We start from the raw sequence: 20,423 nt of genomic DNA on the forward strand, positions 1-20,423 counted from the left end.
CGCGGGCCGCCGTGTGACGTAATGCGACGCTGTGAGACATGGGCCGGGAGCCCCCGCCGAGCGGACTAATCTGGGCAGTATGACTGCTCCCGTGGACCCCACCGGCACCGCTGCATGGGAGGAGCTCCTGTCGCTCGGCGACGGCTTCTCCCCCGACCTCCGCGCGTGGTTCGAGGAGGACCCAGACCGCGCCGCGCGCCTCAGCCTCCCGCTCGCCGACCTGCACGTCGACCTGTCGAAGAACCTCGTCACCGACGGCATCCTCCAGGCGCTGCTGAAGCTCGCCGAGGAGACCGGCGTCGCCGAGCGCTTCGCCGCGATGCTGCGCGGCGAGCACCTGAACACGACCGAGGACCGCGCCGTGCTCCACACGGCTCTCCGCAACCCGGCCGGCACGGCCCTCGAGGTCGACGGCCAGGACGTCGACAAGGACGTGCAGGAGGTCCTCGGCCGCATCGACGAGTTCGCGAACCGCGTGCGCTCGGGCGAGTGGACCGGTGTGACGGGCAAGAAGGTCACGCACGTCGTCAACATCGGCATCGGCGGATCCGACCTCGGCCCCGTCATGGTCTACGAGGCGCTCCTCCCCTACGCCGACGCGGGGATCCAGGCCCGCTTCATCTCGAACATCGACCCGACCGACCTCGCGCAGAAGGTCTCGGACCTCGACCCCGAGACGACGCTCTTCATCGTCGCCTCGAAGACGTTCACGACCCTCGAGACCCTCACCAACGCGCGCCTCGCGCGCGACTGGCTCTGGAAGGGCCTCGTCGCCGCCGGCGCGATCGAGGACACCGACGAGGCCCGCACGGGCGCCGTCGCGAAGCACTTCGTCGCGGTCTCGACGGCGCTCGAGAAGGTCGCCGCCTTCGGCATCGACCCCGCGAACGCCTTCGGGTTCTGGGACTGGGTGGGCGGCCGCTACTCGGTCGACTCGGCCATCGGCACCTCGCTCGCCGTCGTGCTCGGCCCCGACGCGTTCCGCGACCTGCTCGCGGGCTTCCACGCCGTCGACGAGCACGTCGCCACGACGCCGCTCGAGAAGAACGTCCCGGTCCTCATGGGCCTCCTGAATGTCTGGTACAACAACTTCCTCGGCGCGCAGTCGCACGCCGTGCTGCCCTATGCGCAGCAGCTGCACCGCTTCCCCGCGTACCTGCAGCAGCTCACGATGGAGTCGAACGGCAAGTCGGTCCGCTGGGACGGATCCGACGTCGTCACCGACACGGGCGAGATCTTCTGGGGCGAGCCGGGCACCAACGGCCAGCACGCGTTCTACCAGCTGATCCACCAGGGCACGCGCCTCATCCCCGCCGACTTCATCGCGTTCGTCAACCCGGCGTACCCGCTCGAGGACGGCGGCGTCGACGTGCACGGCCTGTTCCTCGCGAACTTCCTCGCGCAGACGAAGGCGCTTGCCTTCGGCAAGACGCCCGAGGAGGTCGAGGCCGAGGGCACGACCGGCGCGCTCGTCGCCGCCCGCACCTTCGCCGGCAACCGCCCGACGACGTCGATCTTCGCGCCGTCGCTCACGCCGCGCGTGCTCGGCGAGCTCGTCGCGCTCTACGAGCACATCGTGTTCACCGAGGGCACGATCTGGGGCATCAACTCGTTCGACCAGTGGGGCGTCGAGCTCGGCAAGAAGCTCGCCCTCGAGATCTCGCCCGCGATCGACGGCGACGAGGCGGCCATCGCGTCGCAGGACGCGTCGACGCAGCAGCTGCTCGCGTACTACCGCGAGCACCGCGCGAAGTAAGCCGCACGACGAAGCCGCCCCGAGGGATCCCCCCCCGGGCGGCTTCGTCGTCTGCGCCTACGGGAGGCGGATCGACGCGGTGTCGGCGTGCTCCGTCGGCATGCGGTCGCGGTTGTAGGTGATGTCGGTGTAGCCGTGCGGCGTCGGCGAGCCGTTCTCGTCGACCGACACGAACACGATCTTCTCGATCGTCAGGATCTTGCGGCGCGTGATCATGTTGCGCACGACGGCGCGCATCGTGAGCGAGGTGCGGCCGAAGTGCGTCGCCGTGAGGCCCATCTCGATGAGGTCGCCCTGCACCGCCGACGCCTCGAAGTTGATCTCGGAGATCAGCTTCGTGACGACGCGGTAGTTGCCGAGCTGGACGATCGCGTAGATCGCCGCCTCCTCGTCGATCCAGCGCAGCAGGCTGCCGCCGAAGAGGGTGCCGTTGGCGTTGAGGTCCTCGGGCTTCACCCACTTGCGGGTGTGGAAGTTGATGCCGTCTTCCGACGTGATGTCGTTCTTGCGTGCCACGGATCCCACGCTACGCCGCGAGCCCGTGCCTTCGCCGTCAGCGCCTGTGCGCGCGGCCTCGATCGTCTGTGCCGGCTACCGGGTTCGAACCGATGACCCCCTGTTTACAAGGCAACGTCGAGCGCCCCACCGCGTAGCCCGCTGCGCACCACCGCACCCCGTTCTAGCCCGAGATTCCGCAGGTTTCGCCACTCTCAGAGCGGCGCAAGGCGGTGCGCCGCGGAGGACCGAAGTGGGGCTCGGAGAGGCGCAGGTGGAGCCTCACAGGAGCCCCAGCTTCACAACCAGCGCTGCCGCTTGATAGTCACTCGCACTTGTCGCGCGTATCAGGGTCTGCGCCGGTCATCATCGTCAGGATCGAGGCGTACTGCCCCTGGTCGCAGACGACCCGCGCGGTCACCTCGCTCGACTTGAAGACATCGATCGAGCGATTGTTCGTGATTGTCGTTGTCCAGCCCTCGGCATCTTTGAGCACGTACACGAACTGATCGGCGGAGCCTGAGCGGGTGACACGTTCGAGCGGCAACCACATGCCCTGTGGAACCACAAGGAGCGTTACCAGAAGAACAATGGTCGTGATGTAGGCCGGTGAGGTTGGCGGCGTCTTGCCTGGGCCCGGGGCCATCCACTCGTGGAGGCGACGCCAGGGCTTCACATAGCGCAGCAACAGCCACCCGGTCACCAAACCAAAGACGACAGCTCCGACAAGCCAGACTGTCGCCGGAAACGGGCCGAGCAAGAGCCAGAATGCAGCTCCGGCGAAAAGAGCGAGTCGGCCCTTCGCCGTGCGTATCGCCGCGTTGAACGCCGGGGTTCTGGCCATGAGCATCTGAAAGGCGAAGTAGACGAGCAGCGGGAGCAGCGGGAGGAACGTCCCGAGCAGGAGGGTGAGGATGTTCAGAGTCTCTACGAGTGTCTTCATTACGACCGGGTCGCCGCCCGAGTACAACATGACGCGGATCGCGGCCACGACCACGGGCAAGATCGCGATGAGGATTGCTGCGTGAGTCCACGCGCGCCCCAGGAGTGAAGGCTTCTCCGGCTTCTCGGGGTTCGTGGCTGTCATCACGGAACCATCTTGCCGCGCGCTTCCGACACTGCGCGCGCAGTCGCCGTGTAGGTGGCCGTCGCGCCCATGTGATTGAGCAGGTGGCCGCGTAGCGGGCGAACGGGGCGAGGGAGGCCGCGATCCCTCAACCTCGCCCCGCTCGAGCTCCCCTGGTCCGAGGGGAGCCGCCCGCGCGGTCGGATGCGGCGACAGTCCGCGCAGGAGGCGGTCGGCTCAGCGGAGACGCACCCCGTACTCGGGCGCGGCGCCGTCGGCAGGGAAGACCTGCTCCGGATCGCGACCATGCGCTCTGAGCAGCCGCACGCGCTCACTCACGCTCAGCTTGCGCGGCATGCCGTCCGGTGTGCGGTACCGGTGGATTACTACGACCTGGCGTTCCGGGCGCACGCCTTCCCCGCGTTCGGCAAGCGCCGCATCGCCACCATCAGCGCGGCGGACCTCGAAGGTTGGATCGCGGATATGCGTGCCAAGCCGAAGGCCAACGGCGCTGCACGGTCGGAGACGTCGGTGCTGGGCATGTACCGCACGGTGCGGAAGGTGTTCTCGTACGCCTACGCACATCGGCTCATCCCGTTCGACCCGTGCTTAGCCGTAACGCCGCCGAAGGCCGACACCCGAGAGGCGCGCTTCCTGTCCATCGAGGAAGTGCACGCGCTGGCCACAGAGCTCGCCACGCAGCCGCCGTACGACCTGCTGGTCCGATCCGCGGCGCTGACAGGGCTGCGCGTGGGAGAGGTCGCCGCGTTGCGCGTGCGCGACGTCGACCTGCGCCGGGGCGAGGTCCAGGTACGCCGGAACATGACGCACACGTCGCAGGGCTATGTCCTCGGCACCCCGAAGACCTCCCGCGGCGTGCGCGATGTGCCGATCTTGGACGATGGGCTGTTCGCAGACCTGAAGGAGCACCTGCGCAACCACCCCTACCGCGACGACCTCGAAGCCGGGCTGTGGCCGGGGAAGGTCTATGGGCACAACCTCCTCAGCTACGAGCGCGCCTTCGACCCCAAAGGCTTCTACCGCTACACGTTCAAGCCCGCGGCGGAGCGGGCCGGGATGAAGGGGCTCAAGTTCCACGAGCTACGCCACACCTTCGCCACGCTCGCGCTGGAGTCCGGCGCGCTGGACATGCACGAACTCAGCCGGGCGATGGGCCACGCGAGCTACGCCATCACAGACAAGGTCTACGCACACCTGCGCCCGCGGGACTACTCCCGCCACCGCGCCGCGTTCTCGGCGCACGTCGCCGCCGCGCAGACCCCGCCCGCGCCCGTTCTCACTATCGGTCGATAGGCCCCCGAGACGTGGCTAAGATCGCCGTGTGCCCCTCTCCCGAGTCGAACGATTCAAGATGAAGCGCCAGATGGTCGACGTGTTGGATGAGGACCGCAACTGGAACTTCCGGCGTGTCAACCTTCTGCTGATCGAGTACGGATGCACGCCCCTCGGCGGGTACGGCAACGACGACTTCGCGTTCGAGGACAGCGTCAAGGACGTCTCGGACTCGGACCTCATCGAGATGTACTCGCTCGTAACCGGAACAGAGGTCGATGACGTACAGAGCCAGATCGAGACGGTGGATTCGTCGCTCTGGAAGCCCGGCTACGTCCGACTGTTCCTGTCGCATTCGGCACGGCACAAGAAGTTCATCGGGCAGGTCGCAGACGAGCTCGCGGTCTCCGGCATACATGCATTCGTGGCGCACGACACGATGGAGTATGAGCTCCCGTGGCAGGAGCAGATCGAAGAAGCACTTCGGAGCATGCAGGCGTTCGTCGCGGTCACGCACGCTGAGTTTCTCGACAGTGCGTGGTGTCATCAGGAGATCGGCTGGGCGCTTGGTCGGGGCGTCCCCAAGTACGTCGTCCGTGCGCCAGCAGACCCCACAGGGTTCATCGGACGCACGCAGTGGCCTCAGGCCGGAGACGTTGACCACCGGCAGGTAGCCCAGATCATCCTCCAGTGGGTCAGCAAGATCCCGGAGTTCTCAGATCAGATTGTGGACGGTTTGCTTGCTGCTCTCCGCTCCGCGGGGAACTACATGGACGCCGGTGCGACCGCAAAGCGAATCGCCACTATCGAGACTCTGACGCCGAAGCAGTGGGCGACGCTGGCCGAGATCTACCACGAGAACGATCAGGTCGGAGGCGCGGGACTCGTCGGCCGAGCACTGGCCCCGTATTACCGCGAGCACGGGCAGGCCTGGCCGCCCGCCCGTCCCGCAGAACCGGATCCGTTTTAGGAGTTGGAGCCCTCTTGGAGCCCCGGCCACCTTCGAACAATGCGAAAGGCCCGATCAGATTCTCACCCGATCGGGCCTTCTCTGGTGCCGGCTACCGGGTTCGAACCGATGACCCCCTGTTTACAAGACAGGTGCTCTACCAACTGAGCTAAGCCGGCGTCGGGCGCTGGGCGCCCTCAGCGAGACTACTCGCCGAAGTGCTCCTCGCTCTGCACCGTGAGGAGGAACTGGGTGAAGTCGGCGGGGTCGTCGTACGCGCCGTCGTAGACGCGCCCGTCGGCGACGATCATGGGGGTCGTGCCCGAGAACGTGAGGCCCTCCGCACCGAGCAGGTCCTTCGCCCCGACCGCGCGGGCGGTCGCGTCGACGACCCATCCCGTCATGTCGCGGTTCTCGATGCAGTAGGAGACGGCGGATCCCGTCGCGCCCGCGTCGCTCGCGAGCGAGGCGAGCTGCTCGTCGGTGTAGCCGTCGTCGGACGTCGGCTGGTCGGTGAGGAGCGCCGTGTTGTACGCGGCGAACGACGCGGGCGCCTCGGAGACGACGCACATCACGGCGCCGGCGGCGCGCGTCGAGTAGCCCGTGCGGTTGCCCTGTCCGGTCAGCAGCGAGACGGGGTGGTACGTGTACGTGATGACGCCCTCGTTCACGAGCTCGAGCGCCGCGGGGGTGATCTGCTCCTCGAGCGATCCCGAGTCGGGCGAGAGGTAGTCGACGTAGACGTCCACGTGGATCGGGTCCTCGTCGGCGGGGGCGGGCGACTCGGTCGCCGCGACGGCCGAGACGTCGATGCCGTCGGTGTCGGTGATGTTCTGGGGCGTGACCTCGGGCCTGTTGAGGTCGGGCTGCAGCTGGGTCCACGCGGCCCATCCGCCGGCGACGACGACCGCCGCGATCACCACGCCGATGATCACGCGCCGCGCGATCTTGCGCGCCGTGATCCGGGTGCGCACCTTCTGGGCCTTCTCGCGCACGGCGGCGCGGGCGTCGCTCGACTGCTCGGGCGCGTTCTGCTGCTCGTCACTCATGAATCGGGATCTCCTCGTGCCGCCAGGGCGTGCGGCGACGTCCCGATCGTAGTGAGAGCCGCTGGGAAATGTCATGCCGCGCCCGCGCGCGTACCCGAAGCGATTTCCCTTCCTCCCGGGAATCTGCCAGAGTGTGTTCCATCGCTCGATGACGAGCGTGCGGCGGCCCCGGCCTTCGCTCATTCACAAAGGATCGTCCGGCACGTACCTGCCGGTGAAGGAGAAGCCATCATGGCAACTGTGACGTTCGACGACGCCACCCGTGTCTACCCCGGCGGCACGCGCCCCGCGGTCGACAAGCTCAACCTCGAGATCGGCGACGGCGAGTTCCTCGTCCTGGTCGGCCCCTCGGGTTGCGGAAAGTCCACCTCGCTCCGCATGCTCGCGGGCCTCGAAGAGGTCAACGACGGCCGGATCCTCATCGGCGACCGCGACGTCACCGACGTCCCGCCGAAGGACCGCGACATCGCGATGGTGTTCCAGAACTACGCGCTGTACCCCCACATGACGGTCGCCGACAACATGGGCTTCGCCCTCAAGATCGCGGGCGTCAGTAAGGAGGACCGCCGCAAGCGCGTCGAGGAGGCGGCCAAGCTGCTCGACCTCGAGCCCTACCTCGACCGCAAGCCGAAGGCCCTCTCGGGTGGTCAGCGCCAGCGCGTCGCGATGGGCCGCGCGATCGTCCGCGAGCCGCGCGTCTTCCTCATGGACGAGCCGCTCTCGAACCTCGACGCGAAGCTCCGCGTGCAGACCCGCACGCAGATCGCGTCGCTGCAGCGCCGCCTCGGCGTCACGACGGTCTACGTCACGCACGACCAGACCGAGGCCCTGACGATGGGCGACCGCATCGCGGTCCTCAAGGACGGCCTCCTGCAGCAGGTGGGTTCGCCTCGCGAGCTCTACGAAGCCCCCGTCAACGAGTTCGTCGCCGGCTTCATCGGCTCGCCGGCCATGAACCTGTTCCCCGCCTCGATCACCGACGGCGGCGTCCTGTTCGGCCAGAAGACGGTCGGCGTCGAGGCCTCGACGCTCGCCAAGGCCAGCGGCTCGCAGGTCAAGGTCGGCGTGCGCCCCGAGGACCTCGTGGTCTCGGGCGCGGGCGAGGCCGGTCTGCAGGTCCGGGTCGACCTCGTCGAGGAGCTCGGCGCCGACGGCTACATGTACGGCTCGACCGACGTGAACGGCGAGACCGTGAACCTCGTCGCGCGCGTCGACGGCCGCAACCACCCGTTCGCGGGCGACACCGTCACCCTCACCCCGGTTCCCGACCACGTGCACGTGTTCGACCAGAACTCGGGCGAGCGCCTGCACGACGACCGCATCGCGTCGGCCGCGTAACCGGCATCGACGCAGAAGCGGGCTCCACCTTCCGGTGGGGCCCGCTTCTGCGTTTCGGCGGCGCTACTCGGCGGCGAGCGCCTCGCGCATCGTCGACACCTGATACAACGCGACCGAGGCCGCGATCCCGGCGTTGAGCGACTCGGTGGCCTGCGAGATCGGGATCGACACGATCTGGTCGCAGGTCTCGGTCACGAGGCGCGAGAGGCCGTCGCCCTCGCTGCCGATCACGAGCACGAGCGGGCGATCCGCGAGCTCGATGTCGGGCATGCGCACCTCGCCGCCGCCGTCGAGGCCGAGGACGAAGACGCCCTGCTTCTTGAGGTCCTTGAGCGTCGCCGTGAGATTCGAGGCCATGGCCACGGGGATCCGCGCCGCGGCGCCCGCGCTCGTCTTCCACGCGGCGGAGTTCAGGCCGGCGGAGCGGCGCTGGGGGATGATGACGCCCTGGCCGCCGAACGCCGCCGTCGAGCGGATGATCGCGCCGAGGTTGCGGGGATCCGTGACGCCGTCGAGCGCGACGAGCAGCGGGGTCTCGCCCGTCTCGACGATCTGCTCGAGCAGCTCCTGCGGGTGCGCGTACTCGTACGGCGGAACCTTGAGCGCGACGCCCTGGTGCACGCCGTCGAAGCCCGCCATGCGGTCGAGCTCGGGGCGCGTGACCTCGAGGATCGGCAGCTCGCGCTTGCGCGCGATCGACAGCATCTCCTTGACGCGGTCGTCCATCTCGACGCGCTGCGCGATGTAGAACGCCGCCGCGGGGATCCGCGTGCGCAGCGCCTCGAGGACGCTGTTGCGGCCCGTCACGTACTCGTTGTCGTCGTTCGGGCGGCGACGCTGCACGTTCTTCTGCTGCGGGTGCTTCGCGGCCGAGCGCTCGGCCAGCACCTTGCGCTTGTGCGCCGCGTGGTACGTGCGGTCCTCGGCCTTCGGGGTCGGGCCGCGACCCGCGAGGCCCTTGCGGTTCTTCCCGCCGGTGCCCTTGGGGGCGCCCTTCTTGCCCTTCGCGGCGCCGGGCCTGCCTGGCTTAGCCATCGATGCTCCAAACCGTTCCATCGGGTGTGTCTTCGAGGGCGACGCCCGCGACCGCGAAGAGATCGCGGATGCGGTCGGCCGCCGCCCAGTCCTTCTCGGCGCGCGCCGTGGCGCGCTGTGCGACGAGTTCGTCGACGAGGGTCGAGAGAGCCCCGTGATCCGCCGACGAACCGCCGGTCAGATCGTCGAAACCGAGAACCCCCATCATGCCCGACACGCCTGAGAGGGCGCCCCGGACGGCCGCCTCGTCTCCCGCGTCGAGAGCCGTGTTGCCCGCCCGCACGGTCTCGTGCAGCGCCGCGAGCGCCTGCGGGACGCCGAGGTCGTCGTCCATCGCGGCCGCGAACGCGTCGGGGATCGACGGATCCGTCTGCCCCACGAGGCGCTCGGCTCGCTGGACGAAGCCGTCGATCCGCTCGAGCGCGGCGCGCGCCTCGTCGAGGCCCTGGTCGGAGACGTCGAGGCTCGAGCGGTAGTGCGCCGCGGCGAGCGCGTAGCGCACCGTGCGCGGCGGACGCGCGGCGAGCAGGTCGCGCGCGAGGGTGAAGTTGCCGAGCGACTTCGACATCTTCTGGCCCTCGACCGTGACGAGGCCGTTGTGGACCCAGTAGCGGGCGAAGGCGTCGCCGGCCGCGGCCGACTGCGCGAGCTCGTTCTCGTGGTGCGGGAAGCGCAGGTCAAGGCCGCCCCCGTGGATGTCGAACTCGGGCCCGAGGTAGCGGCGCGACATCGCCGAGCACTCGATGTGCCAGCCCGGGCGGCCGGGCCCCCACGGCGAGTCCCACGACGCGTCGGCGGGCTCGTCGGCCTTACGCGCCTTCCAGAGCGCGAAGTCGTGCGGGTCGCGCTTGCCGCGCAGATCGGCGTCGGCGTCGCCCTCCATGTCATCGAGCGCCTGGCGCGTGAGCGCGCCGTACTCGGGCCACGAACGCGTGTCGAACCACACGTCGCCGTCGGCCGCGTACGCGTGACCCGCGTCGATGAGCCGCTCGATCAGCTCGTGCATCTGCGGGATCGACGCCGTCGCGCGCGGCTCGTAGGTGGGCGGCAGCACGCCGATCGCGTCGCCGACGGCGGTGAACTCCCGCTCCATGCGGTAGGCGAGCGCCCACCACGGTTCGGCGTCCGTCGCGTTGGCGAGGACCTTGTCGTCGATGTCGGTGACGTTGCGCACGAGCGTCACGCGCCCGAAGCGGTGCGCGAGCCACCGACGCAGCAGGTCGAAGGCGAGCGCGCTGCGGAGGTGACCCAGGTGGGGGCCCGACTGCACCGTCGGCCCGCAGACGTACATCGTCACGTTCGACGGATCGAGCGGGGCGAAGTCGCGCAGCGCCTGCGCGCGGGAGTCGTACAGCCTGACGGTCACCCGTCAAGCGTAGTCGGCACGATCACCGCGACGGCGAGCGCCTGCACGCCCTCGGCGCGGCCCGTGAACCCGAGCCCGTCGGTCGTGGTCGCCGACACCGCGACGGGGGCGCCGACGGCGCGGCTCAGCGCCGCCGCGGCCTCGGCCCGCCGCGCGGCGAAGCGCGGGCGCTGGGTCTGCACCTGGACCGACACGTTCCCGGGGCGCCACCCGGCCGCCGCGAGGATCGCGACGGTCTCGCGTAGGAACTCCTCGCCGTGCGCGCCCGCGAACTCGGGGCGCGCGGTTCCGAACCGGCTGCCGATGTCGCCGAGCCCAGCCGCGCCCAGGAGCGCGTCGACGACCGCGTGCGCGACGGCGTCGCCGTCGGAGTGCCCCGACAGCGCCTGCTCGCCCGGCCACTCGAGGCCCGCGAGCCAGAGGGATCCCTCTCCCCCGAACGCGTGCACGTCGGTGCCGACGCCGACGCGGAACGGCGGCGCCGCGGGTGCGATGAGCTGGCGCGCCCGGTCGAGGTCGGCGGGCGTCGTGATCTTGAACGCGAGCGCCGATCCCTCGACCCGCACGAGGGCGTGCCCCGCGGCGGCGACGAGGGCCGCGTCGTCGGTGTACTCCTCGGCGGCGATCTCGTACGCTGCGACGAGCACGTCGCGGCGGAATCCCTGCGGGGTCTGCGCGGCCGCGAGCTGGGCGCGGTCGACGACGCCCGTGATCGCGTCGCCCTCGACGCGCTTGATGGTGTCGACGACCGGCATCGCGGGGACGACGCCGTGACCCGTCTCGCGCACGACGTCCGCGACCCGGTCGATGACCTCGGGCGGCGTCAGGGCACGGGCCGCGTCGTGCACGAGGACCGTCTCGACCGTCGGCAGCAGCTTCGCGAGGCCCGCCCGCACCGACTGCTGCCGTGTCGCGCCGCCCGCGACCACGGAGACGAGGTCGCGGCGCGCGCCGGCGATCTCGTGCGCCTCGGCGAGCGCCTCGCCCACGCGGTCGGCGGGCGCCACGACGACGACCTGCGCCTCGCGCGCCGCGAAGACCCCCGCGAGGCAGTGCCGCAGGATCGTGTGCTCGTCGAGGCCGACGAACGCCTTGGGCGCTGCCTGGCCGAGGCGCGTTCCACTGCCCGCCGCGACGACGACGATCGCGGTCGTGATGCTCTGCATCCCTCAAAAATAACGGCCCCGCGTCTCACAGGGAGACGCGGGGCCGTCGAACGCGGTTCTGCGATCAGCCCTCGGCGAGGGCCGCGTCGAGGATCCCGGCGGCCTCCTCCTCGGAGACCTCCTTCGCGAGCGCGAGCTCGGACTCGAGCACCTGGCGGGCCTTCGCCAGCAGGCGCTTCTCGCCAGCCGACAGCCCGCGGTCCTGATCGCGGCGCCAGAGGTCGCGCACGACCTCGCTGACCTTGATCACGTCGCCTGAGGCGAGCTTCTCGCCGTTGGCCTTGAAGCGACGCGCCCAGTTCGTGGGCTCCTCGGTGAAGGGCGCCTTCAGCACGTCGAAGACCTTGCTGAGCCCGTCTTCTCCGATGACGTCGCGCACGCCGACGAGGTCGACGTTGTCGGCCGGAACCTCGATGACGAGGTCGCCCTGCGAGACGTTGAGTTTGAGGTACGTCTTCTCTTCGCCCTTGATGACGCGAGTCTTGACCTCGGTGATAGTTGCGGCCCCGTGGTGGGGGTAGACGACGGTCTCGCCAACCTCAAAAAGCATATGAGTTATGTCCTTCCCGGCCTATCGAGTTTACCACAAGCAGAAATGCGATAAGATCCCCGGCCGCTCACCGGACCGGCCCCCTCACGCGCGCGCGAGGCCACAGAAATCGGGCCCGCCGACCCCGTAGGATGGACCATGGCCCGCGGCCGGGCCGCGTCTGCGACACCTGGAGGATCCGTGAAATCGCGCGTCTTTGCGTCCCTCGCCCTCGGGGGCATCGTTCTGCTCTCGGCAACGGGCTGCTCGAACCTCACGCAGCAGGCGACGACGCTGCACGTGAACCCTTCCGACGGCGTGAGCATCGCCTCGCAGGAGTCCGACACCGTCGTGCTGCGCAACGTCTTCATCGTCGCCGACCAGGACGGCGCCGAGGGCAACCTCGTGGCCGGCATCGTCAACTCGGGCGACGACGACTCGACCGTGACGGTCGACTGGACGGGCGGCACCGCGACCGTCGACGTCCCCGCGAACTCGACCGTGAGCCTCGGCGGCGAGGACGAGCCCCTGCTGCTCGAGAGCCTCGACGCCAAGCCGGGCTCGACGACCGAGGTCTACTTCCAGGCCGCCGACCAGGACGGCGCCTCGGCTGAGATCCCCGTCCTCGACAACTGCCTCACCGAGTACGCCGACCTCGCGCCGACCGACTCGCCGACGTCGCGCGCGACGTGCGACCCGCAGTCGTTCGTGGAGGACGAGCACGAGTGATCCTCGGTCGATGAGATGACGAAGGGCCCGGCTGACGCCGGGCCCTTCGTCATCTCAGCTCCGCGATCAGCCCTCGAAGCGGTAGCCGAGGCCGCGCACCGTCACGAGCATGACGGGCTTCGACGGCGTCTCCTCGATCCGCGAACGGATCCGCTTGATGTGCACGTCGAGCGTCTTGGTGTCGCCGAAGTAGTCGGATCCCCACACGCGGTCGATGAGCTGGCCGCGGGTCAGCACGCGCCCCGTGTTGCGCATGAGCAGCTCGAGGAGCTCGAACTCCTTGAGCGGCATGTTGATCTGCTCGCCGTCGACCGCGACGGTGTGCCTGTCGATGTCGAGCGCGACGCGGCCGCCCTCGAGGACGTGCTCGTCGAGGTCCTCCTCTGGCGTCGTGCTGCGGCGCATCACGGCGCGCATGCGGGCGAGCAGCTCGCGCGACGAGTAGGGCTTCGTGACGTAGTCGTCGGCGCCGAGCTCGAGCCCCACGACGATGTCGACCTCGCTGTCCTTCGCGGTCAGCATGACGATCGGCACCTGCGACGTCGTGCGCACCTGGCGGCACACCTCGGTTCCGGGTATCCCCGGCAGCATGAGGTCGAGCAGGATCACGTCGGCGCCCTGCTCGCGGAAGACCCGCAGGGCCTTCTCGCCGTCGTCGGCGATCTCGACCTCGTAGCCCTCGCGCTGCAGGAGGTAGGCGAGCGGGTCGGCGAGATCGGGTTCGTCCTCGACGATCAGAACACGCGTCATACGGTCTCTTCCTTCTTCTGCGCCTTCTTGCGGCGCTTCTTGGTCTGCTTATCCGCGGTCGACAGCCCCTCGGGCGTCTCGCCGCGCGGCAGGCGGATCGTGAACGTGGATCCCTGGCCCTCGCGGGACCAGAGCCGCACCTCGCCGCCGTGACGCTGGATCGCGTGCTTCACGATCGCGAGGCCGAGACCCGTGCCGGCCGTGCGGCGGGACCGGGCCTCGTCGGCGCGGAAGAAGCGCTCGAAGATGCGCTTCTGGTCCTCGTCGGCGATGCCGATCCCCGTGTCGGTCACGGCGATCTCGACCGCCTCGTCCGATGAGCGCACCCCGACGCCCACGTGGGAGCCCTCGGGCGAGTAGACGATGGCGTTCGAGAGCAGGTTGCCGACGGCCTCGATGAGCACGCGCGAGTCGCCGTGCACGTAGAGCCCGCGCTCGCCGCCGACGACGATGTCGACGCCCGCTCCCGTCGCCGTGACCTGGTGCGCCTCGACGGCCGACTGCACGACCTCGTCGATCGACACGGGGCCGACGTCGGTGAGCTCGTCGGCCGCCTGCAGCCGCGAGAGGTTCATGATGCGGCCCGTGAGCTGGCCGAGGCGCGCGGCCTCGGCGCCCATGCGCTCGGAGAAGCGGCGCACCTGCTCGGGGTCATCCGCCGCCATCTCGAGGGCCTCGGCGAGCAGCTGGATCGCCCCGACGGGCGTCTTCAGCTCGTGGCTCGTGTTCTGGATGAAGTCCTGCCGCGTCTGCTGCAGCCGCTCCTGCTCCGAGATGTCGCGCACGAGGACGACGATGAAGTCCTCGCCCATCTGCGCCGCGCGGGCGACGACGAGCCGCGGCTCGCGCGCCAGGCGCCCGGCGCGGATCCGCATCGTCTGGGTCTCGGACGCGCCCATCTGCCGCGCCGTCTTCATGAGGCCGCGCAGCTCCTCCTGCTCGAGCCTGTCGCCCGCCACGGCGCCCATCCAGCCGGATCCGGGCGACGTCGCGACGACGCGCCCCGACGGATCCGTGACGATCGCGGCGTCGTCGAGGACGCCCAGCAGCGCGACCGCCTCGACGGGCAGCCGCGGGTGCGCGTGCGTGAGCGCACGGCTCCTCGCCCGCATCGCTGCGACGATCACGACGACGATGACCGCTCCGATGGCGACCCCGACGAGCAGGGCCAACAGAGCATCTGGCATGAATACAGCGTAAAGTCACGAGCCCGGCCGTATGGCGCGGTGGCCGCTGATCTCGTGGCAGACGGCCCGTCTGTTCACGAAGCTTCCACCGTTCGTTAACCTACGGTCGACATCGGGGCCGCCCCCGTGCGCGACCCTGGCCAGGCTGGACATCCGACTGCCGACGTCCGGCCCCCGATTCCCACCCGAACCGAAAGGTCTCACCGATGCGCGAAGTGTTCCACGACACGCTCGAAGACATCCAGGGCCGCCTCGTCGAGGTGGCCGAGCTGGTCTCCGAGGCGATCACGAAGGCGGTCGACGCGTTCACTCACGGCGACGTCGCCCTCGCAGAAGAGGTCATCGCCAACGACGAGCAGATCGACGCCCTCGCGGTGTCGGTCGACGAGATCGCGATCGAGACCCTCGCGATGCAGCAGCCCGTCGCCCACGACCTGCGCGTCATCATCTCGGCGCTCCGCGCGACCGCGTCGCTCGAGCGCATGGGCGACCTCGCCGAGCACATCGCGCAGCTCGTGCGCTCGCGCTACCCCGAGCGCGCGATCCCCAAGGGGCTCAAGGGCACGTTCAAGAAGATGGGCGAGAAGGACGTCGTCGCCGCCCGCACGCTCGTCGAGCTGCTGCGCACGCAGGACCTCAAGTACGCGGCCGAGCTGCGCGACCTCGACGACGACATCGACGAGCTCCACGCCTCGGTGTACGAACGCGTCCTCGGCGACTCGTTCTCGGGCGAGATCCCCGGCGCGATCGACGCGACGCTCGCGAGCCGCTACCACGAGCGCTTCGCCGACCACGCCGTCTCGGTCGCGAAGAAGGTCGTGTACCTCGCGACGGGCGACTGGGCCGGGGCCGACGACGTCGTGCCCGAGGTCGAGATCATCGACACGACGCCCGCCGACTGACGGCGCGCGACGAGAAGCGCCCCACGGATCCGCGGATCCGTGGGGCGCTTCGACGTGTGGGGTTACTTCTTGCCCTGGTTGGCGACGGCCGCGGCGCCCGCCTCGGCGGCCTCGGGGTCGAGGTAGCGGCCGGGTCCGACGGGCTTCATGTCGTCGCCGAGCTCGTAGACGAGCGGGATGCCCGTGGGGATGTTGAGCGCCGCGATGTCGTCGTCGCTGATGCCGTCGAGGTGCTTCACGAGCGCGCGCAGCGAGTTGCCGTGCGCCGCGACCATGACGGTCTTCCCCGCCTGCAGGTCGGGGACGATCGAGGACTCCCAGTAGGGCAGCATGCGGTCGATGACGAGCTTGAGCGACTCGGTCGCGGGCAGCTCGTCGTCGATGCCGGCGTAGCGCGGGTCGTCGGTCTGCGCGAACTCGTCGTCGGCCGCGATGGCGGGCGGCGGCACGTCGAACGAGCGGCGCCAGGTCATGAACTGCTCCTCGCCGAACTCCTCGAGGGTCTGAGCCTTGTCCTTGCCCTGCAGCGCGCCGTAGTGGCGCTCGTTGAGGCGCCAAGAGCGGGTCACGGGGATCCACAGGCGGTCGGCCGCCTCGAGCGCGATGTTCGCGGTCTGGATCGCACGGCTCAGCACCGAGGTGTGCAGCACGTCGGGCAGCACACCCTGCTCGGCGAGCATCTCGCCGCCGCGCTTCGCCTCGGCCCGGCCCTTCTCGGTGAGTCGCACGTCGACCCATCCGGTGAAGAGGTTCTTCTCGTTCCACTCGCTCTGCCCGTGGCGGAGCAGGATCAGGGTGTGCGTCATGGGTCCATCGTATCCAGCGCGGTTTCGCGGCGGTGAACGAGAATGGACACCATGCCCGCCCCGGAAGGATCCCCCACCCGCGGCACGACGGGCACCAACCGCCTGCGACGCGTCGACAGGTGGATCGCCCAGCTTCCCGCGCTGCGGGATGCGCCCGACCCGCTCGTCGTCGACCTCGGCTTCGGCGCATCGGGCGTGACGGCCTTCGAGCTCGCGACGCGGCTGCGGCCGCTCGGCGCCGAGGTCCTGGGCCTCGAGCTCGACCCGGACCGCGTCGCGACCGCGCGGGAGCAGCTCGCATCGGTGCGCCGCGGCGAGACCGCGTTCGCGGCCGACCTGCCGGTCTCGTTCGGCCGCGGCGGCTTCGAGATCCCCGCGCCGCGGGATCCGCTCGTCGTGCGGGCCTACAACGTCCTGCGGCAGTACGACGAGGCCGAGGTGCCCGCCGCGTGGGAGCGCATGACGTCGCGCCTCGCCCCGGGCGGCGTCCTCGTGGAGGGGACGTGCGACGAGATCGGGCGCGTCTCGGCGTGGGTCGCCGTCACGGCCGCGGGGCCGCAGTCGCTCTCGATCTCGCTGTCGCTCCCCCACCTCGAGCGCCCGTCGATCGTCGCCGAGCGCCTGCCGAAGGCGCTCATCCACCACAACGTCGACGGCGAACGCGTGCACGACCTGATCCGCGACCTCGACGCCGAGTGGGATCGCGCCGCGGGATACGCCGCGTTCGGCCCCGTGCAGCGCTGGCTCGCCGCGACCGACGCCCTCGCCGTGCGCTGGCGGATCCTCACGCCGAAGCGCCGCTGCAGGCTCGGCGAGCTCACCGTGCCGTGGTCGTCCGTCTCCCCGCTCTGAGGCGACGCCCCGGAATCAGGAGCGCCGGCTCAGCCGCGTGATCTTGGGGATCTCGGCGACGGATCCCGCGTCGGCCGGAACGATGACCTCCTGCGCGGCCGCGATGCGCGTGTCGTCGTGCACGACCACGAGGGGCGCATCGGACGGCGTGCGGCGGCTCACGATCGCGAGCGCGACCGGGCCCAGCTCGTGGTGGTTCGCGACCGAGGTGACGTGCCCGACCTCGGCGTCGCCGTTCACCACCGCGTCGCCGGGCTCGGCCGGGACGTTCTCGGATCCGTCGAGGTGCAGGAGCACGAGACGGCGCGGCGGGTGCCCGAGGTTGTGGACCTTCGCGACCGTCTCCTGCCCGCGGTAGCAGCCCTTGTCGAGGTGCACGGCCGTGCGCAGCCAGTCGGCCTCGTGCGGGATCGTGCGCCCGTCGACCTCGTTCGCCCAGCGGGGCCGCCAGGCCGCGACCCGCAGGGCGTCGGCGGCGATCGCGCCCGCGACGGGCAGCTCGCCGAGGTCGGCGTCCGGCCGGACGATCGCCTCGACCCAGTGGTAGTCGGATCCGGGGTGCTCGGCGGCCTCGGCGTACTGCCACCCGCCGGCGACGACGGCGGGCCAGGGGTCGGCCCAGACGAGGGGGATCTCTCCCCCGCGCTCGGCGGTCTCGACGAGGCGGTCGGCGGCCGCGCCCCCGCGGAAGGCGGCGACGACCGCGAGGTCGTCGCGGACCGCGATCTCCACGCGCATGCGGAAGCGCATCATCGTGAGCCACTTCGCGAGGCCCGCCGCGTCGTCGCGGTCGACGAGCAGCCACGCCGTCTCGCCGTCGTCGAGGACGCCCGCGACGTGCTCGACGCGGCCCTGCGGGTCGAGCACGAGGAACTCGGTGCTCTCGCCCGGCTGGAGGGTCGCGACCTGCTGCGATGTGATCGAGTCGAGCCAGGTGAGGCGATCGGGGCCCGTCAGCGAGACGATCGCGCGATCGCCGCGGGGCGCGACGGCGGCGCCGGCGGCGAGGCGCCGCTGCTCGGCGACGGGGTTGCCGGCGTGCTGGATCACGCCCGCGTCGTCTCGGACGACGCCCGCGCGATCGCCCAGCATCAGGAGACCTTCGCGAGGCGCGCCGAGGCGTGCGACCCGAGCTCGCGCCCGAGGGCGGCGATGTCCCACGCCCAGAGCAGGTGGCCGTCGACGAGCCCGTACATGCGGGTCGCGGCCGTGTAGGCGCGGGCGCCGGCCGAGCGCACGACGGCGTCGGTCCCGAGGTCGATGCGCGGCCCCTTGACCTCGCCGACGTAGAGCTCCTGCACGCCGTCGCTGTGCGAGATCGCGGCCTCGATCGCGAAGCCGTCGTCCTTCGTGCGCAGGCGCTCGATGTCCTCGGCCGTGCGGGCCTTCGCCGTTCCGGGCGCGGGGAGCAGGCCGGGGCCGGCGTCGCCCTCGCTCGCGGGGATCGCGAGGCGCCAGAAGCCGGTCTCGGCGACGAGGGGCTGCGAGGCGCGGAACGCCGAGCCCGCGGTCGTCGCAGTGGCCGAGTAGTTGAGATAGGGGCCGCCGTCGTGGCTGAAGCTCACGCGGTGCGCGAACTCGCCCTCGTAGCGGGTGTCGCCGACGGTGTAGTCGATGACGCCGGTTCCCTCCCACACGCCGATGAGCCAGGACAGCGGGACGATCTCGGCGGGAAGGTCGGTGGGGATCTCGATCATGATCCCCTCAGTCTATTTCGCGCCGGCGGGGACGGCGCGGACGCGGCGGATCAGCGCTGGCCGCGGAAGAGGTTGACGATGACGGTTCCGGCGACGAACGCGATCGCGAGGCCCGCGAGGCCGAGGAGGCCGACGAAGAACATCTCGAGGGCGAAGACGTCGATGTCTGCGAGGAAGTCGAGCATGTGCCTCACCCTATCCGATCGGCGCGAAGGACAGACCCGACGCGACCGCCGTGAACAGCGCGGTGAACACCGAGACGATCCCGACGATGAGGACGGCGCCGAGGGCGGCCGTCGCGGTGCGCAGGATGAAGCCGTCGGATCGTCCGACGACGAGCTGGATCGTGAACGACCCGATCGTCGTGAGGCCCACGACGGCGACGTACCAAGCCCACCGCGCGTCGGGGGCCGGGACGATCGCGGCGACGAGCGCGAGGACGAACGCGAAGATCCACGGCAGGAGGAGACCCTGGCTCGCGCGGATCCGACGCACCAGGCGCCGTGCCGCGCGAGGCTTCGTCGCTGTCGTCATCGTGCCCTCCCGTGTCCGGCGCACCCCTCGCGCTCCGGTGCATACATTGTGCCTCCCGAGCCGCCCGGAACCGCGCCGATCCCGCGATCCCCGGACAGTCCACAGAATATCGACGAGGGGTCCTCCCGCTCAGTGCCCTCTCAGTACTGCCGTACTATGGGGCGAACTGCAGGGTACGGACCCCCGGCCGGCCCGAAAGGAAGTTCTCGTGGCACAACTGCTCGTCCTCAGCTCCGCCCCCGGTCCCGTCCTGCCTGCCCTCGACCTGCTCAGCCACCGCGCACGGCAGATCCCGGCCGAACCCGCCCAGCTCGTCAACGCGCCGAGCGCCGACGTCATCTTCGTCGACGCGCGCGGCGACCTCGCCGGCGCGAAGTCGCTGTGCCGCATCCTCAACACGACGGGGCTCGACGCGCCCCTCATGCTGATCGTCACCGAGGGCGGCCTCACGGCCGTGAACAGCGACTGGGGCGTCGACGACGTCGTGCTCGTCGGGGCCGGCCCCGCCGAGGTCGACGCGCGGATCCGTCTCGTGATCGGCCGCCAGGACGACCAGCCGCAGTCCACGCGGATCCAGACCTCCGGCATCACGATCGACGAGTCGTCGTACTCGGCGAAGGTGCACGGCAAGCCGCTCGACCTCACCTACAAGGAGTTCCAGCTGCTGCACTTCTTCGCGACGCACCCCTCCCGGGTGTTCACCCGCGAGCAGCTGCTGAGCGAGGTGTGGGGCTACGACTACTTCGGCGGCACCCGCACGGTCGACGTGCACGTCAGGCGCCTACGCGCGAAGCTCGGCGACCTCGAGCAGCTCATCGGCACGGTCCGCAACGTCGGCTACCGCTTCAACGTGTACGACGACGACCAGGTCCCCGCGCCGCGCTCGCGACAGAAGACCCAGTAGCGGCGTTCACCGACGCGTCG

Annotated in this window: 22 protein-coding genes and 1 tRNA gene; 8 read left to right on the forward strand and 15 right to left on the reverse strand. The window is 70.2% G+C overall.

Annotated elements, in window-relative coordinates:
* Positions 1 to 79 precede the first annotated feature (79 nt).
* Entirely contained in the window at positions 80 to 1,756 is a 1,677-nt protein-coding gene (gene pgi / locus H576_RS0112735; RefSeq protein ID WP_029151239.1) for a glucose-6-phosphate isomerase, read from the forward strand.
* Between the two features lie 57 nt (positions 1,757 to 1,813).
* Here the strand turns inward: pgi and H576_RS0112740 are convergent, their stop codons facing one another.
* Positions 1,814 to 2,272, reverse strand: coding sequence for an acyl-CoA thioesterase (locus H576_RS0112740; protein WP_245559187.1), 459 nt, complete (start codon positions 2,270 to 2,272; stop codon positions 1,814 to 1,816).
* 304 nt (positions 2,273 to 2,576) lie between these two features.
* The gene (locus H576_RS0112745) at positions 2,577 to 3,338 is read right to left on the reverse strand and encodes a hypothetical protein (protein WP_029151241.1); all 762 of its coding nucleotides are present in this window, start codon (positions 3,336 to 3,338) and stop codon (positions 2,577 to 2,579) included.
* A 357-nt stretch (positions 3,339 to 3,695) separates the two neighbouring features.
* Here H576_RS0112745 and H576_RS0112750 point away from each other — a divergent pair, with 357 nt between their 5' ends.
* Together H576_RS0112750 and H576_RS0112755 are read left to right on the forward strand one after the other, a co-directional pair.
* A complete protein-coding gene (locus H576_RS0112750) occupies positions 3,696 to 4,631 on the forward strand; it encodes a tyrosine-type recombinase/integrase (RefSeq protein ID WP_169564355.1) in 936 nt (311 codons plus the stop codon).
* A gap of 58 nt (positions 4,632 to 4,689) precedes the next feature.
* On the forward strand, positions 4,690 to 5,580 hold the full coding sequence (locus tag H576_RS0112755; protein WP_029151243.1) for a toll/interleukin-1 receptor domain-containing protein: 891 nt from the start codon (positions 4,690 to 4,692) through the stop codon (positions 5,578 to 5,580).
* Positions 5,581 to 5,662: 82 nt separating this feature from the next.
* Here H576_RS0112755 and H576_RS0112760 read toward each other — a convergent pair.
* Positions 5,663 to 5,738: transfer RNA gene (locus H576_RS0112760), tRNA-Thr, on the reverse strand.
* A gap of 27 nt (positions 5,739 to 5,765) precedes the next feature.
* Positions 5,766 to 6,608 carry a DsbA family protein gene (locus H576_RS15845; RefSeq protein WP_051172763.1) on the reverse strand — a complete coding sequence of 281 codons (843 nt, stop codon included), beginning with the start codon at positions 6,606 to 6,608 and terminating at the stop codon, positions 5,766 to 5,768.
* Positions 6,609 to 6,839: 231 nt separating this feature from the next.
* Between H576_RS15845 and H576_RS0112770 the strand changes: the two genes are divergently transcribed.
* Complete coding sequence (locus tag H576_RS0112770; protein WP_029151244.1) at positions 6,840 to 7,946, forward strand: ABC transporter ATP-binding protein; 1,107 nt, start codon at positions 6,840 to 6,842, stop codon at positions 7,944 to 7,946.
* Positions 7,947 to 8,009: 63 nt separating this feature from the next.
* On the opposite strand, the gene rlmB is transcribed toward H576_RS0112770, so the two are convergent.
* The 4 genes from rlmB to H576_RS0112790 form a co-directional block, all read right to left on the reverse strand.
* Complete coding sequence (rlmB, locus tag H576_RS0112775) at positions 8,010 to 8,981, reverse strand: 23S rRNA (guanosine(2251)-2'-O)-methyltransferase RlmB (protein WP_029151245.1); 972 nt, start codon at positions 8,979 to 8,981, stop codon at positions 8,010 to 8,012.
* Positions 8,974 to 10,347, reverse strand: a complete 1,374-nt coding sequence (gene cysS, locus H576_RS0112780; protein WP_029151246.1) for a cysteine--tRNA ligase — start codon at positions 10,345 to 10,347, stop codon at positions 8,974 to 8,976. Before cysS ends, rlmB begins: the two co-directional genes overlap by 8 nt.
* Positions 10,344 to 11,513 carry a 2-C-methyl-D-erythritol 4-phosphate cytidylyltransferase gene (ispD, locus tag H576_RS0112785; protein WP_029151247.1) on the reverse strand — a complete coding sequence of 390 codons (1,170 nt, stop codon included), beginning with the start codon at positions 11,511 to 11,513 and terminating at the stop codon, positions 10,344 to 10,346. Before ispD ends, cysS begins: the two co-directional genes overlap by 4 nt.
* Positions 11,514 to 11,577: 64 nt before the next feature.
* Positions 11,578 to 12,063, reverse strand: a complete 486-nt coding sequence (locus tag H576_RS0112790) for a CarD family transcriptional regulator (protein ID WP_029151248.1) — start codon at positions 12,061 to 12,063, stop codon at positions 11,578 to 11,580.
* Positions 12,064 to 12,243: 180 nt separating this feature from the next.
* On the opposite strand from H576_RS0112790, the gene H576_RS15850 reads away from it, so the two are divergent.
* Positions 12,244 to 12,771 (forward strand): hypothetical protein, encoded by a 528-nt coding sequence (locus tag H576_RS15850; protein WP_051172764.1) that lies wholly within the window; start codon positions 12,244 to 12,246, stop codon positions 12,769 to 12,771.
* Positions 12,772 to 12,837: 66 nt separating this feature from the next.
* Here H576_RS15850 and H576_RS0112800 read toward each other — a convergent pair whose 3' ends face one another.
* Positions 12,838 to 13,521 (reverse strand): response regulator transcription factor, encoded by a 684-nt coding sequence (locus tag H576_RS0112800; RefSeq protein WP_029151249.1) that lies wholly within the window; start codon positions 13,519 to 13,521, stop codon positions 12,838 to 12,840.
* Positions 13,518 to 14,708: a sensor histidine kinase gene (locus H576_RS0112805; RefSeq protein WP_029151250.1), complete on the reverse strand. Its 1,191-nt coding sequence runs from the start codon at positions 14,706 to 14,708 to the stop codon at positions 13,518 to 13,520. The genes H576_RS0112800 and H576_RS0112805 overlap by 4 nt, the downstream gene beginning before the upstream one ends.
* Before the next feature lie 206 nt (positions 14,709 to 14,914).
* Between H576_RS0112805 and phoU the strand changes: the two genes are divergently transcribed.
* On the forward strand, positions 14,915 to 15,610 hold the full coding sequence (gene phoU, locus H576_RS0112810; protein ID WP_029151251.1) for a phosphate signaling complex protein PhoU: 696 nt from the start codon (positions 14,915 to 14,917) through the stop codon (positions 15,608 to 15,610).
* 62 nt (positions 15,611 to 15,672) lie between these two features.
* Here phoU and H576_RS0112815 read toward each other — a convergent pair whose 3' ends face one another.
* Entirely contained in the window at positions 15,673 to 16,416 is a 744-nt protein-coding gene (locus tag H576_RS0112815; protein WP_029151252.1) for a phosphoglyceromutase, read from the reverse strand.
* Positions 16,417 to 16,467: 51 nt separating this feature from the next.
* Between H576_RS0112815 and H576_RS0112820 the strand changes: the two genes are divergently transcribed.
* Positions 16,468 to 17,268 (forward strand): class I SAM-dependent methyltransferase, encoded by an 801-nt coding sequence (locus H576_RS0112820; protein ID WP_084502742.1) that lies wholly within the window; start codon positions 16,468 to 16,470, stop codon positions 17,266 to 17,268.
* Positions 17,269 to 17,283: 15 nt separating this feature from the next.
* Here the strand turns inward: H576_RS0112820 and ygfZ are convergent, their stop codons facing one another.
* From ygfZ to H576_RS0112840, 4 genes are read right to left on the reverse strand one after another with little or no spacing between them, the layout of a single operon-like run.
* Positions 17,284 to 18,360, reverse strand: coding sequence for a CAF17-like 4Fe-4S cluster assembly/insertion protein YgfZ (gene ygfZ, locus H576_RS0112825; RefSeq protein ID WP_029151254.1), 1,077 nt, complete (start codon positions 18,358 to 18,360; stop codon positions 17,284 to 17,286).
* Entirely contained in the window at positions 18,360 to 18,965 is a 606-nt protein-coding gene (locus H576_RS0112830) for a nitrobindin family protein (RefSeq protein ID WP_029151255.1), read from the reverse strand. Before H576_RS0112830 ends, ygfZ begins: the two co-directional genes overlap by 1 nt.
* 50 nt (positions 18,966 to 19,015) lie before the next feature.
* The gene (locus H576_RS17310) at positions 19,016 to 19,150 is read right to left on the reverse strand and encodes a hypothetical protein (RefSeq protein ID WP_281167318.1); all 135 of its coding nucleotides are present in this window, start codon (positions 19,148 to 19,150) and stop codon (positions 19,016 to 19,018) included.
* A 10-nt stretch (positions 19,151 to 19,160) separates the two neighbouring features.
* Positions 19,161 to 19,499: a hypothetical protein gene (locus H576_RS0112840; RefSeq protein ID WP_029151257.1), complete on the reverse strand. Its 339-nt coding sequence runs from the start codon at positions 19,497 to 19,499 to the stop codon at positions 19,161 to 19,163.
* A gap of 208 nt (positions 19,500 to 19,707) precedes the next feature.
* On the opposite strand from H576_RS0112840, the gene H576_RS0112845 reads away from it, so the two are divergent.
* On the forward strand, positions 19,708 to 20,403 hold the full coding sequence (locus H576_RS0112845) for a response regulator transcription factor (protein ID WP_029151258.1): 696 nt from the start codon (positions 19,708 to 19,710) through the stop codon (positions 20,401 to 20,403).
* Positions 20,404 to 20,423 lie beyond the last annotated feature (20 nt).

Source organism: Microbacterium indicum DSM 19969 (genome assembly GCF_000422385.1).
Lineage (GTDB): Bacteria > Actinomycetota > Actinomycetes > Actinomycetales > Microbacteriaceae > Microbacterium > Microbacterium indicum.

Excerpts from the sequence above, each read along its gene's own strand:
- pgi (WP_029151239.1), top strand. The coding sequence starts at position 80 with ATGACTGCTCCCGTGGACCCCACCGGCACCGCTGCATGGGAGGAGCTC.
- H576_RS0112745 (WP_029151241.1), bottom strand. The coding sequence starts at position 3,338 with ATGACAGCCACGAACCCCGAGAAGCCGGAGAAGCCTTCACTCCTGGGG.
- H576_RS0112755 (WP_029151243.1), top strand. The coding sequence starts at position 4,690 with ATGAAGCGCCAGATGGTCGACGTGTTGGATGAGGACCGCAACTGGAAC.
- H576_RS15845 (WP_051172763.1), bottom strand. The coding sequence starts at position 6,608 with ATGAGTGACGAGCAGCAGAACGCGCCCGAGCAGTCGAGCGACGCCCGC.
- H576_RS0112770 (WP_029151244.1), top strand. The coding sequence starts at position 6,840 with ATGGCAACTGTGACGTTCGACGACGCCACCCGTGTCTACCCCGGCGGC.
- rlmB (WP_029151245.1), bottom strand. The coding sequence starts at position 8,981 with ATGGCTAAGCCAGGCAGGCCCGGCGCCGCGAAGGGCAAGAAGGGCGCC.
- ispD (WP_029151247.1), bottom strand. The coding sequence starts at position 11,513 with ATGCAGAGCATCACGACCGCGATCGTCGTCGTCGCGGCGGGCAGTGGA.
- H576_RS0112790 (WP_029151248.1), bottom strand. The coding sequence starts at position 12,063 with ATGCTTTTTGAGGTTGGCGAGACCGTCGTCTACCCCCACCACGGGGCC.
- H576_RS0112800 (WP_029151249.1), bottom strand. The coding sequence starts at position 13,521 with ATGACGCGTGTTCTGATCGTCGAGGACGAACCCGATCTCGCCGACCCG.
- H576_RS0112805 (WP_029151250.1), bottom strand. The coding sequence starts at position 14,708 with ATGCCAGATGCTCTGTTGGCCCTGCTCGTCGGGGTCGCCATCGGAGCG.
- phoU (WP_029151251.1), top strand. The coding sequence starts at position 14,915 with ATGCGCGAAGTGTTCCACGACACGCTCGAAGACATCCAGGGCCGCCTC.
- H576_RS0112815 (WP_029151252.1), bottom strand. The coding sequence starts at position 16,416 with ATGACGCACACCCTGATCCTGCTCCGCCACGGGCAGAGCGAGTGGAAC.
- H576_RS0112820 (WP_084502742.1), top strand. The coding sequence starts at position 16,468 with ATGCCCGCCCCGGAAGGATCCCCCACCCGCGGCACGACGGGCACCAAC.
- ygfZ (WP_029151254.1), bottom strand. The coding sequence starts at position 18,360 with ATGCTGGGCGATCGCGCGGGCGTCGTCCGAGACGACGCGGGCGTGATC.
- H576_RS0112830 (WP_029151255.1), bottom strand. The coding sequence starts at position 18,965 with ATGATCGAGATCCCCACCGACCTTCCCGCCGAGATCGTCCCGCTGTCC.
- H576_RS17310 (WP_281167318.1), bottom strand. The coding sequence starts at position 19,150 with ATGCTCGACTTCCTCGCAGACATCGACGTCTTCGCCCTCGAGATGTTC.
- H576_RS0112840 (WP_029151257.1), bottom strand. The coding sequence starts at position 19,499 with ATGACGACAGCGACGAAGCCTCGCGCGGCACGGCGCCTGGTGCGTCGG.